Here is a 13,476-nt window from a genome sequence, read left to right as displayed (position 1 = left end):
ATTTTCCATTAAAACTGCCATCAGAGTAACTCAGAACAACTTTTAGCACAATCCCAAATCAGTTCTTCTCTCGAAATCCACACATCAAGTTTTTGAAGTTGAGGACCCCTCAATAATTTCTCGCACACGTCGCCTACGACTTTTTGCCACCCAATACATACTGAAAGCTACCAATATAGAAGTCAATGTAGTAATCGTACCTGCGGCATCAAGCAGCCAACTAATTTTCCATAATCCTCCGAACACATTGGCACTAATTCCAACCACACAAGAAATAACTATACTAACCCAAATAAATTGTATATTTCTAAATTTGAATAAAAGACCGACAAGCACGGGTCCCAGTAGACTTAACTGAATAACGATAAATATGTACACAAAATCAAAAATATTAATACCAAGAATATTTAATATAAAGGATACTCCCCATGCGGCAAATATTCCAGATAATATAGTAAAAAAACGTGCTAACTGCATTGGGCTAATACTTGTTATAACTTTTTTGCACTTATTTGTTATTCTTAAATCAACCATTATAGTTTGAGAAACAGAAAGTCCTAATCCATCGACTAACGACATCATCGAAAATAAAAGTAATACAATCATAGATAACGGTAAAAGAAAACTATATCTTGAACTACACATAAGGGCTAAATTTCCAAGAATATTATCTGAATTCAAATCTGGAATTACTCTAAGAGTCACCCCTAATATCGTTCCCAATATATAGGCAAATAAGACACCTATACTAGTTCGTGGTAATAATTTTTTCAAACCAGCAATATCATTGTTACTGGAGCTAATCGTTTGCCATGATGAATTATCAACAAATTGCCATGAAAGGTTAAATATAATATTCGTTATGAATGCAATAACTCCTAATTTTAAAATTGATAGGTCAAAATCTGGAACAAATAATCCTACGGACAGTTGCTCTTTATCATAAACAATCCAAAGCATAGTACAAACAACACCACACAAAAGAAACAATTTCACGGCATTAAGAATTGGATTGATAATGCTGTTCGCTTTTACTCCTCCAAGTACCGTGTAAAATAAGGCTGTCATCACTATCAAGGTGGTAATGATAGGCCAATTTACAGAGTTCCCAAGATCAGAAAAACTGGCTAGAGATTCAACTCCGTTTAAGGTGATTGCAATTTCCCAACCGGTAAAGTATACAATACCAATAATAGAACATAACGCAGAGATGATTCGCGTCGTTCTACCAAATTTACTTCCCAGAAAATCATGAAGGCTCGTATAATGATAAATATTAAAAACAAATTTCCCTAATAAAATAAAACTTACACACCAAGCTAAATGTATAAAAATAGCCCATACGCCCATAATGTATCCTAACCATACTGAATAAAGAATAGCGTTTGCTCCAAATGATGCCGATATCAAGAGTTCTGATATTCTATTAAATATGATTGATCTATCACCAAGGAAGTATTTATCTAATCTATATCCAGAATCCCCTAATGCATCGTCCAATTTTCTTGGTTGCACAATACCCATGAATGCTAGTCTTTCATAATTTTTCAATAATTCCTAGATCAAGATCGATTCTGATTTGATCCCCATTGACCAAGGAACGAGAGGCATGTTCTGTTCCAACAACACATGGAATTTTAAATTCACGACTAATAATAGCTGCGTGTGATAGCATACCTCCCATATCGGTTACAATTGCTCTAGCTTTAGAACAGGCCAACATAAGTTCAGGAGCAGTAAATTCAGACACAAGTATTTGCCCATCTTTCATTTGAGCAATAGCCTTTTCCATTTCTTGAAGACAAGTATAATCAACATTGATCAAACATGCAGTACCGATAACATAACGATCCTCTCCCCTATTGGCAACCTGACCAACGATTTTTGCATGTTCTTGGATACTCCTAATTTTTTCAACATTATGGATAAACATTGTAGCCTGCTGCCCAAAAATATACCTAATTGTTAAACCATCATTTATGATAACAGCACCTTTTGAACGTAATTTAATCTCCGCAGGAATAACCATTTTTTTATCAAAAAGCTCGATAATTTCATGAATTTTATAAAGCTGTAAATCGTCACAAGTTACATCAAATTTATGAGATATCTGGAATAGTAATTTATTAAATAAGCATTCATCATTAATAGATATATTATTTATCCAGTTACGCGCAATATCCTTGAAAGCGGACAGTTTATTCAAGTTTTCAGAAATGATCGGATTTTCATCCGCATACAAAAATGTCAAATTGGTAAACTGAAAATCCATTTTAGAATAGAATACAAAATACTCATAAAGAATTGAGAAAAAATCTTGTACTGATTTTGATGCAAGTTCATTCTTCAATATATTCTCTAAACGAACAATAGATTTACCATGAAAAATTTCAAATTTTTGTTGGTAATCTATAAATCCAGTAGGCGAACTTAACCATTTATAGCCGTACTTTGCAGCATATTCCATGCGTTCTTTTGTAAAATACTGCCAAAACTCATTTTTATTGCAAATAAAGAGTGGGTGTAAATAACCAAATCCATGGCTGAGTAAATCAGCGAACAGAACATTCAATCCCATTACCTTGAATGTTAATTCATAATTCATAATGTCTGGTAATGAGCAACCTTTTTTTAAGGGGGATGCCACCGCGAATGAAGTAATAGGGCGAACTTGCAAAATATAAATTTTAGAATCTCTAATAGTCCACTCCACATCAACGGGAATAGAAAATATTTCTTCTATTTTTATAATTTCAACAACCAAATTTTTTAATAAATTAGGAGATAGAAGCTCTACTTTGCCTTGACTACCGAATTTTCTTTGCAAAACGAGTTTTTCCTTCTTATCAAGAATGACAGAATAGGGAGTTTCTTGTCCTCCTACCGCTTTTTCCCCACTTCCTTTAACTGCTTCTACAAGGACATGCTCTGTTTTTCCGTTAAGCGGATTTGCTGAAAAAGCAATTCCCGAACACTCCCCAGTTATCATTAATTGCACAATAACCGCAAACGGACGTATGTCTTCATTTTCTAAAACGTTAACACCGTATCTGACTGCTCTAGCCCCAAATAATGAAGCCCAGCATTGTTTAATGTAGTTGGGAACATCGTGTGGATTAACATCTAGAAAAGAGTCAAATTGGCCAGCCCATGAATTCGTGACACCATCTTCCATGCTTCCGCTCGACCGAACAGCAAGATTCCTATTATTCTGATCTCCAACCAACTGCACTACTGCATTATCAATGAGATTAAGCTCGTCGTTAGAAAAAGATCCTTGCATCACAGCATCACGAATACGTTTTGCTGCAACTAGCGACACCGAAAATTCTTGAGAACAAAGTTTTTTAGACTCACTTTGAATGAGCTTTAGAATCTTATTTCGCAGAAAAAAGTCGTATTGCATCTTTGATGTAACAAAAAAGGCATCAGGAACTTCGATATCCATTGAAACAAGTTTAACTAAATTGGAAGCTTTACTTCCAATTTTATCATTCGATGATGCTTTTTTATCCCGAAGTTGAATTATATATTCGTTCATGATTCTTTATTCACTTGTTTGATTTCAATCGTTTTTTCGGAAAAAGTAACATCCATTAATTCTTTGTATATTTTTTCAAATTCTGGAGATACATCCATATCTTTGAAGTCTTCAAAATTAAGTTCAAACTTATTTTTATTTGCATTGTATTTTTTTGAAAAAATAACCCTACAAATAGTCATAATTTGTCTAGAACTTTTCCATCGAGTTTGAGCAAATAAGTAGAGCACCTTTATTGAAATCTTTATAATCAATTCTTTATTAGGAGCAATTAATCTCTTTAACGAACTTAAAAAAGTAAGGATAACCTGTCCAGGATGATCCGCTGACGGCAATTTTATATCAAAATGAATTCGATCAAAAAAATCTGCAACCTTCAGCTCGTCACATTTGAAACATTTTATAAATTCTTCCCGATCGGCTCCTCCACTACCAGCAAAAATCCAAATGAGATTACGTGAAGTACAACTTTTTAACTTCAAATCCTTTTCCATACCATATTCATCCATTCTTGTTCCTGTCATGGCATCCATAAGGAGACGAAAGGCTAAGTGATCCCCTTTTGTATCCACTTCGTCAAGAAAGGCAATAGTTGGTGAAGTATCTTCAACCAAATTTTGGTCGAATGCTCTAGAAATATGATTATTAACAGCGTGGTAAAATTTATCTCTTGCTACACCAGATAATGAAGTAACAGGATAATTTTCAGCTATTTTTAGAAATTTTGCCAAACATTTTACAAAAAATGATTTTCCCGTACCAGGTTTCCCTGCTAAAAATACACAAATAGGCTTATCTCGTTGTGTTGATGTATTTTGAATTAAATCATTTATCGTTTCAATACATTTATTGATATATTCTCTATCCTCTAGATTATACACATAAAATCCTTTTAATGTTGTTTCATACTTAGCAAGCGCATCCCAATTTTTATTATTGTTAAAAACTTCTTTAATTGAATTAACAACATCTCCACTAATTGTTATACGAAGTCGATCCTCTAGAATGAATTTTAAATCATTAGCACAATCACAGCAATCCACTCCGCTGATCCACTGATCAACGCTATTCTCATTTTCAACTAGGACCCTATAATTAATATCATCGTCAAATACAATTCTGTATTTTTTGTCAGTAGAACTTGAAGCTTTAATGTAATTTTCTAGACTGATGTTTTCAAAATCTTGATCCTCCAAGACTGGAATTTCCCTATGATTCAGTTTGAATAATGCCTTAGAACAAGATATTAAAAGATTTTTTGATTCTTGGAACAATTTATTACATAATTCTTTATATTCAGTTTTATCACTATTATTAGATCCTAAGCTACTGAGTATTTTAACATCACAAAATTCTTTAGCTTTACAAACTTGTTCTAAAATTTCTTTATCAATCAGCTTCATGCGCAATTTTGACTCACACATCACTTGAAGAGTTCTCTCTATAACATCTTTTGCGGATCTAGGAATATCATGTTTTGGATAATTATTCTGCCATATACTAGCAATATCTCGCTCATGAAGATATCTCACAGAGGGGATTTGCTCAAAATCAGGAACGCAAGATATGTTAATAAGGGGTCCTATCAAATCTACTAACAACTCTGTCTTTGGTGGATTGATTATTGAATTCATACCTAGTGGCTAATATAGCCGATAGCTTCGTCAAGATGCAAGCATTTTGCCATCAAAAAAATCTAACATATTTTTAATGAGATTTTGCATTTTTTAAATAACAGACAATCAATAACAAACGCAGAAAATGACTGCTGTGCATTGGGACGTTTCAAAATGAGATTTTTCACTTTCATTTACCAATCCATCAAAAACATTCTACTGAATAGTCGCCCAATCATGATTCACGAGAAAGCAATTAATTAATACTAAAATTAGATGTATTTAAGATGATTTCAACACTGAATATGAGTAATTCTTCTACGGTATTTGTTTCTTTCTATATTCACGTGATCGCATGAAATTATATAAGTTTTATCACTGCATTATATGAAGAAGCGCTTGTCTTATTGATAACGGAAGTTTTATTTTTGTACATGATTGCTTTCTGTTTGAAGATAGAACCCAAAAAGTCTTTGGCAGTTTTGGAGATGTTGGCGCCAGTGGCGAGGGTAAGGAGGAGGGAGCCGGTGGTGGAGAGGGTTTGGCTGGGGCTGCGGGAGTAGATGCCGCCGACTCCGGCGGCGCGGGCGAGTTTGACGAGGTTGTCGAAGTGTTTGTCCCAGGTGAGTTGTTTGTCGCCGGTGAGGTGGTTGGTTTCCTTTTTAAGGGCGGAGGTGATGCCCTGGATGTCGAGGAGGGTGCGGGAGTAGGAGTCGGCAAAGGCGCGTTCTCCGGTGATGCTGGCGGCGAGGTAGTTGATGCCTTCTCCGACGAGGGGTATGCTGGTGAGGTCTCCGAGGAGGGCGGTGGCGCCGTATTTGCGGAGTTTTTTCGCGGGGTGGTTGTTTTGATCGTTTTTGTCGTCGTCGTCTCCGGTGTCCCGGAGGGTGTCGATGAGCCAGCAGATGAGGGAGGAGGTGACGCCGAGGGTGAGCCAGCTCTGGACGGCGGAGACGCGGTTCCTTGTGCTGCCGCTTTTCCACTGGGCGATGATGAGGCCGAGTTTGTTGATTTGTTCGCTTCGCATGATGTAGGCGAGGCGGGAGAGGAGGCCACCTGCGGCCTGCCCGATGCTTTTCTGGGTTTTGGTGAGGGGCTGGGCTCCGAGTTCGAGGGCGTGGCCGATTTGCCGGAGGGCGGCGGTTTTGAGCTGGTGGTCGGTGTAGGGGCTGCCCTGCTCTGTGTTGAGTTTCCTGGCGGAGGCGTAGTACGCGTTGGCGAGGGCGTGCATGGCGAGGAGGTTGGCTTTGACATCGATTTTTTCGATGAGGGCCATTGCTTTTTCCGGGAACTTTTCGAGGCGGGAGTGTCGCTGGCCGGGGAGCTGGTTGGCGATCTGGGCGAGGATGTCGCCTTCTCCACGCAGGCGGGCTTTGATCCACGGGGTGGCGGCGAGTTCGCGGATGGTGATGTCGCCCGCGCCGAGTTTGGAGCGCGCGAAGTGGTAGAGGTATTCGGCGAAGCCGATGTGGCGGTGGGCGAGTTCGCGGGTTTCGTCGGCTTTTTCGAGGATGGCGGTGGGTACCCATCCGGCGAAGAAGCCGTGCATGACGGCGGTGGCCTGTTTGAGGAGGACGAAGCCGTTGCCTGCGAGGACGGAGTAGGCGAAGGCGCGCTGGAGGTTGCTCTGGAGGCGGGAGAGGTTGAGGAAGGCGCGGTTGTTTTCGAGGGTGGCGCCGTCGATGAGGTCGAGGTAGCAGGAGAGTTTGTGGAGGGTGTCCTGCCCCAAGTGGAGGGTGAGTTTCTGGTGGAGTTGTTTGTCGCGCAGGAGGGTGCGCCAGTCGGCGGTGATGTGGGAGGTGTAGATGTAGTTGTCCTGTTCGGCGGAGGCGGCGAGGAAGACGAGGGAGGCGGATTTGCTCCAGTCGAGGTTTTCGCGGTGGAGGCGGCGGGGGATGAGCATTCCGTATTTGCCGCTGCCGATGGGACCGTTGGCGGGTGAGGCGAGGGTGTCTTTGTCCTGCGTGGTGTTGCGGTCGAAGGTGGCTCGGTAGTATTTATCCTTGAAGGTGAATGGGACGCCCATGCGTGTTTCGTAGATTTGGGCGAGGGTGAGGCCCTGTTCGTGGAGGCGGGCGCGGAGGGCGTAGCCGTAGGCGAGGCCCTGTTCTCCGACGTATTGGTAGAGGGCGGCGATTCCTTCGTCATCGAGGCCTTCGTGGCGGAGGAGTCCGTCGCGGATGCGGGTTCCGTCGTCGCTGTAGATGTCGCCGTAGTCCTGTGTTTGTTCATGGAGGAGGATGGCGTAGAGGGCGCAGTCGCGGGAGCAGCGGAGGGGGGCGGTGGCGGCCTGGTCGGGGACGGTGCGTTCGACGGTGATTTTCTGCTGGCGTTCCTGTTGGGCGGGGCTTGCCTGGTCGTAGCGGGCGAGGGCTTCCCGGATGAGGGGGATGTCCTGTTCCTGGGGGATGTTTTCGGTGACGGTTTGGGCGGCGGCGTCCTGCCGGGCGGTTTCTTCTCTTCGGACGGCGCGTTGTTCCGGGGTGAGGCGGAGCCATTCGCGGGCTTCGGCGAGAGTGAGGGTGGTTTTGATGGTGATGTGGGGGCGGAGGGTGATTCCGGTGTGGTGCGGGGTGTCGAAGTCCACGAGCCATTGTTCGGCTTCGTTTTCGCTGCGGGCTCCGGTGATGCCCGAGACGGTGTGGTAGAGCCAGGCGTTGCGGTCGTTGGTGGCGTTGAGGAGGGCGGCGTTGGCGGTGGCTATTTCGTCGATTTTGCGGCAGGAGAGTTCGGGACCGAGGACGGGTTCGAGCGCGAGCATGGTTTGGGAGTAGGACATGCACTGGTTGGGGAGGGAGGCAAGGCAGCGGCGGAGGCGGGTGGCTTCGGCGATGCGGGTTTCCGCGCGGTTGGCGGCGGAGTTGGGTTCGGGGATTCGGGATTGTATTTGACGGGAGGTGTGTTTGGCCCTGCCCCGTTCGTGGGCGAGGCGGATGTCCCAGGCGTTGCGCCCGGTGAGGGTGTATTCGAGGAGGTTTTTCATGGCGGCCTGCGCCTGCGGGAGGGTCATGCCTTCGTAGTGGCCGTAGGTGGCCCAGGCGAGGAGGTCGGTTTCGTGCCGGTGGAGGGTGGCGTCGTTTTCTTCGGCGGCGTAAAGGGCTTCGAGGGCGGTGAGGGCGTCGAGTTTTTGGTCGGCGGTGGCCTGGAGCATGTCGCGGTAGAGGGCGAGGCGGCGGTAGTGGTCGGCTTCCATTTTGCCGCGCAGGGGCTTTTTGCCGGGTTGTTGTTTGGGGTAGGCGGCATCGATTCGGCGCATGGTTTTGTCCCAGAGTTCCTGTTTGGCGTAGCGGGCGAGCTGGTAGCGAATTCGGTCGAGGATGTCGGCCATGATGCGGTCGAGGCGTTTGGTTCCGATGGCGGCGAGGGTGGCGCGTGTTTCTTCCGGGGTGGCGGCGGTAGCGGTGTGGTTGATGAGGTTTGCTTCGAATTTCCGGTAGATGGCATCTCCCGTCTGGAGGGTTCCCTTGAGGGGGATTTCTCCGTTTTCGGCGAGGGCGGCGTAGGTGGCGGCCCATTGCATCTGGAGGTGGAGGTTGGTGCGGTAGCCCGGGGGGAGGGTGTAGCGGGCGGAGGAGATGAGAGAGGTGATGAGGCCGAAGAGTTCCGCGCCTTCGCGGGCGGTGGGGGCGTCTTTTTTGCCTGCGGTGATGCGGTTCCAGTTTTCGGCGGCGGCGTCGAAGTCCTTGAGGAGGTCGGCGGCACGGGTGGCCTGCATGGTGGGTTCCGTGAGGGTGGAGACGAGTTTCCTCATGCTGGTGAGGGAGTATGAAGGTAAGAGTGAAGAGGGATTAGGTAAGAGGTGGAATGTTTGCGGGTTGTCGCCCGGAAGTTGAGAGGAGGATGTGGGAGTGAGGGCAAAGGTGATGTCTGGGTTGGCGGGGTCGAAGGTTCCCCGGTTGTGGGTGGCGGATTTGATTTGGGAGGGAGAGAAGACGACGGCGATGAGGGCTCCGTTGTCGGTGGGGTCGATGCCGATGTAGCCGTCGTGGTGTTCGGATACCCAGCGGAGGAAGTCATGCCAGCGTTCGCCGGAGCCGTCCGGTTCGTAGTCGTAGAGGAAGCCTTCGGCGATGATGTCTCGTACGTCGCTTTCCGTGATGCTTTCGCCGGTGGTTCGGTCGGTCCATCCTTCTTCCTGTTCCCAATATCGGATGTATTGGGTGACCCACGGGGCGCGGAGGGATGCGGGGTCGTCCGGGCGGAAGGGGCGGCGGATGTTGAGCCATGCCGGGGTGAGGTTCCAGGCTCCGGCGTAGCTTTGGGCGGTGTCTTTGTCCTGCGTGAAGTAGATGCCTCCCCCGGCTCCCGGTTCGAAGACGGCGGGCGAGCGGCGGGCGTCGAATCTGCCGCCGTGGTAGAAGAGGATGGGGACGCCGTGTTCATCGACGGCGTGGGAGGCGTGGGCGGGGTCGAGCTCCCAGTCTCCGAACCATTGTTTGAAGGCGGGGGTGGAGGGAGGTTCAATGTCTGATGTTTGCGGGTTGTCGCCCGGAGGGTGGGAGGATGTGGTTTGAAGAGAGAAGGAGCTGTCCCAGTGACTGAAGTTGAAGCGTTTGGAGAGGGGAACGAAGAGGAGCTGGCGGCTTTCCGCCGTGCCGTCGTGGTAGCAGGGGCGGATGCCGTGTTTCGTTCATCGAAATGGAAACCAACAACAGTACCCATTTGCCTGCTCTCCTAGAATATCTGGAGGTGACGGGATTGCCTTTCAAGGCGGGACGACCTCGGCCTTACAGTGCCGAAGAGGAGGAAAACAGGCACTTCCAGAAAGCAGTAACGGTTTGAAGAACATGTTTTCTTGCAATTGTCCGAAAACGGAATGTTTTTTATGGCGAAGACATTCGGTAGCACAAATCTTTGTGAAGTATGGAGCCGTATTCTCACAGAAAAGGGAACAGATAGCGGGCTAGTTATATGGATAGAAAGGATCTGATACCCTAATTGTCGAGTATGCTTTGAAAAAGGTCATCTATCTTCCCCGATTCTGGATACATCGCATACATAATAATAGTGAGTAGGCCTATATATATCTATGAATTAATTCTTTAATGTATGTGTTATTTAAATTTCTAATAGAATCCGCAAATATTATCTCATTTTCCGATACTTCGGTCACATGATCATAAATATTTTCTATATCTTCGAAAGAAAATCCATATCTTAACAACATTATTTCTTTATCATCATTAGTTCCATATCTAAAAATGTTTACCATATATTTTGCTCTAATATCATAGGTTTTACGATAATAATTTTCAAATGCAGCGATAAATTTCCCAGATAATGAAAATGATATTACTTCATCCAAATAATCATAAGTATCGAAAAGGACAACATCATAATTTATATCTGCTATATTGGTGTTTTGTTTGAATAGAAAGTTATATTTTATATTCTTGTTAGGCAGTTTTGTGGCTGCAACAGAATTTTTTATTTTTAGATTATTACAATATGCATCAAATTCTTCTTGAGTGATTAAAGAATCTTTTAATTTTTTTCTTTCGTTTCTTATTTCATCTTTTTTTGTTATGTAGTTATAACGAAGTGTCACGGTCTGCTTAAACGTTTTTCCTTGAATTTTCCATAACAAAATAGTAATAGAAGAAGATAAAACGGATTCTTCATATTCTGTTAAATCTCTATTTAGGGATTGGCGGAATATATATTTAAAGGAATCTTTTATTTTTGTGCGTAATGATTCTTTCAAATTATTGTATTCTTTTCCTGTAATAAGTTTTTTTTCATGAAATAAATATTCCAAAAGAATAGATATATTATTTTCTACTTCATCAGAAGAAAGTCTTTGTATTTCAATTTTTGGCAATCCAAGTTCAGAGTCTATCTCACCAGATTTCACCGACTCAATAAACTCATATTCATCATCTTCTTCTGAATGAGCTTGGCTATCAAGAATAGATGTAGACTCTAATTTTGTTGGAATTTTAATATAGTCTACAAATGTTTGCACATTAGATCCTTTGATAATCACAAAACCATAATCAAATGAATTTATTTTTTTTAACATTGTTCTCCCTGCTCTACCTATGAGATTTTTTAGGTTCAATGATTTAGATTCTATTTTAGTATCTCCGAAATTGAAACGATCTATAAATATAGCATCAAAAGGCAAATTAACCCCTTGAAGCAACGTTGATGTTGCAAAGCAAATGCGCGCGAAGCCTGCATTAATAAATTTTTCTATCAAAGATCTAACTATCAATGGCACTGATCCATGGTGGATGACGATTCCTCGTGAAAGATACTCAATAAATTCTGATTTAATATTTTTAGATCCAATATGTTCTCGTATCTTTTCGATAATTTCTATTGCAAAAGGATCATCAATATCTTGGCATAGATTTATATACTTCAAAAAATCTGTTTTTATTTTAGATGTATATATAGATCTTTTGGATACATATATCAATACGCAACCTTTTTTTGTTATAATGTTCTCGATAATATCATCTTCTAAATGAATGACATTTTTTTTATGATGAGCTTTTTCATCATACGGAGAAAATATGCTAAATGTGCTCAATCCGTCATCACCTCTAATAAATAATTTACCTACAGAATTTTGTTGATACACAAACGAAGAGACATCTTCCGTAAGATTATGTTTTGCAAATTGGGCTTCCGGATTTTCTATAAAAGGGTGGCAAAACACTTTTTTTGTATTGGGAAATATACGTAAAGCCCTGCGCACTAATGAATCAAAAGTAACACCTCTAATCGGTTCTTCGCAAATTTGCGCCTCGTCAAACAAAAATAAAGATATCCTAAGTTGATGAGTAGGGTTGAAAATTTCCATTGCTCTTTCCGGTGTTACAACGAATATTTTTCTTTTAACATGATTTCTATTTATATTATCAATGTGTTGTAATACTAATATATTTGTTTTTGCTTGAAGAATGCGTCTTATATGGATTAAGTATTCGGCTATTAATGCTCGTGATGGAACAATTATAACAATATCTCCCTCTTCTTCTCGTATTAAATCTCTAAAAACATAAGATTTCCCCGCACTTGTCGGTGCCGAAAATGAGAATATTTTATTTTTCTTTATATGTTCATATATTGATGCTTGAGATGGGGTATACAAGTGATGTGTTTTTTCTTCTATCATTTCTTTGAAAGAAGAGTAGACTAATGACAATACTGTTTGAGGATTTCTTGTCTTATAAAAAACACCTAGAACATGCATTAATGTATTTTCCTGTTTTTCAAAAATATCAGGATGCATATATTTTATATATGATAACTCCTCAAATGAATGAGGATCAACGGGGCCTTGTGTGTGAATTTTATATATGATATTCTTTAAAAGAGCATCATAATCATCACATTCTAAGATTGTTTTGAGTGACATATAGCAATACCTATTATGAAGATTTCTTCACTATCGGGGATTATTCTATTTATTTTGGATCGAACTGATTCATTACTCATTAATCGATTGAATGAATTTTCGTTTATTATTGAAAATGTTGCACAAAAACAATTTTTGTGTTGCGACATATTGTTTTTTGTTTCTTCGTTGATGAATTCTTTGAGCAACACATAGTCTATCTTATGTTTATCATTAGCAATAAAATCGATAATTTGATCAAAAGAATCATGATGTTTATTAGACGATCGACCGTATTTGGCTTCTCCAAAAGACACTTTGTTTTCAGGAGTGATTGTATGAAAATCAAATCCGTGATTACCTGATTTCTTTTCTTTCCATAATTCGGAAATAGGCAATTTTTTATGTTGAAGTTTATCTTCCAACACATCCCCAGCAGATATCGAGATTATATATTCTCCCAATTCAGAACTCACTGGTTCATCCTGTTGGGAGAAAATCTCAATCAATTTTTCAATTGTTTTTTTAGAAGCCGCCCGAAAAGAAGTTTGAGAAATAGGATCCAATGCGTTTATCCATGATGTATTTTGTATAGAATGAGTTATTCTATCTACGTGATTCTCTATATCATCAATTTTAACGCAAATTCGATGAATATTTACATCTCTAAAATTAAACAAATCATCCCCTGTTTTTTGTTGTTGTAAATCATGGCTTATGATGTTCATAATTTTTGTTTAATTTTAAAATATCAGAAAATGATGCAAATAAATCAAAATAACAGTAAATAAAATTTATTTTCCTAACAATTTCCTGTATATGTAACAAAAAGTATGACACCTAACAGATGTTTTGTCCAATTTCTTTTCTCGCATATCCGTATCTTTTTGCACATTTATTAACAATTAACACAAGTTAGACAACGATTTTACTATCTATTTCTACGCTCCCTACAGCTATGGGACGGGAAC

At 41.8% G+C, this 13,476-nt stretch carries 6 protein-coding genes and 1 pseudogene; all 7 read right to left on the bottom strand.

Annotated features, from left to right (window positions below; genetic code table 11):
- Positions 1 to 84: 84 nt before the first annotated feature.
- Positions 85 to 1,524 carry an SLC5/6 family protein gene (locus PYTT_RS13475; RefSeq protein ID WP_141675848.1) on the bottom strand — a complete coding sequence of 480 codons (1,440 nt, stop codon included), beginning with the start codon at positions 1,522 to 1,524 and terminating at the stop codon, positions 85 to 87.
- A 13-nt stretch (positions 1,525 to 1,537) separates the two neighbouring features.
- A complete protein-coding gene (locus tag PYTT_RS11045; RefSeq protein WP_071133482.1) occupies positions 1,538 to 3,541 on the bottom strand; it encodes a PEP/pyruvate-binding domain-containing protein in 2,004 nt (667 codons plus the stop codon).
- Positions 3,538 to 5,175, bottom strand: a complete 1,638-nt coding sequence (locus PYTT_RS13095) for an AAA family ATPase (protein WP_083076874.1) — start codon at positions 5,173 to 5,175, stop codon at positions 3,538 to 3,540. The genes PYTT_RS11045 and PYTT_RS13095 overlap by 4 nt, the downstream gene beginning before the upstream one ends.
- Before the next feature lie 343 nt (positions 5,176 to 5,518).
- Complete coding sequence (locus PYTT_RS11035; protein WP_067776736.1) at positions 5,519 to 8,908, bottom strand: hypothetical protein; 3,390 nt, start codon at positions 8,906 to 8,908, stop codon at positions 5,519 to 5,521.
- 192 nt (positions 8,909 to 9,100) lie between these two features.
- Positions 9,101 to 9,523 (bottom strand): annotated as a pseudogene (locus PYTT_RS13905) (ADP-ribosyltransferase-containing protein); the annotation flags it as partial.
- Positions 9,524 to 10,174: 651 nt separating this feature from the next.
- Positions 10,175 to 12,526 (bottom strand): DEAD/DEAH box helicase, encoded by a 2,352-nt coding sequence (locus tag PYTT_RS11025; RefSeq protein WP_067776730.1) that lies wholly within the window; start codon positions 12,524 to 12,526, stop codon positions 10,175 to 10,177.
- Complete coding sequence (locus tag PYTT_RS13470; RefSeq protein WP_141675847.1) at positions 12,505 to 13,233, bottom strand: hypothetical protein; 729 nt, start codon at positions 13,231 to 13,233, stop codon at positions 12,505 to 12,507. The genes PYTT_RS11025 and PYTT_RS13470 overlap by 22 nt, the downstream gene beginning before the upstream one ends.
- Positions 13,234 to 13,476: the final 243 nt, after the last annotated feature.

This window comes from Neoakkermansia glycaniphila (genome assembly GCF_900097105.1).
Classification (GTDB): Bacteria; Verrucomicrobiota; Verrucomicrobiia; order Verrucomicrobiales; family Akkermansiaceae; genus Akkermansia; species Akkermansia glycaniphila.
This window is presented reverse-complemented; position numbering and strand designations above follow the sequence as displayed.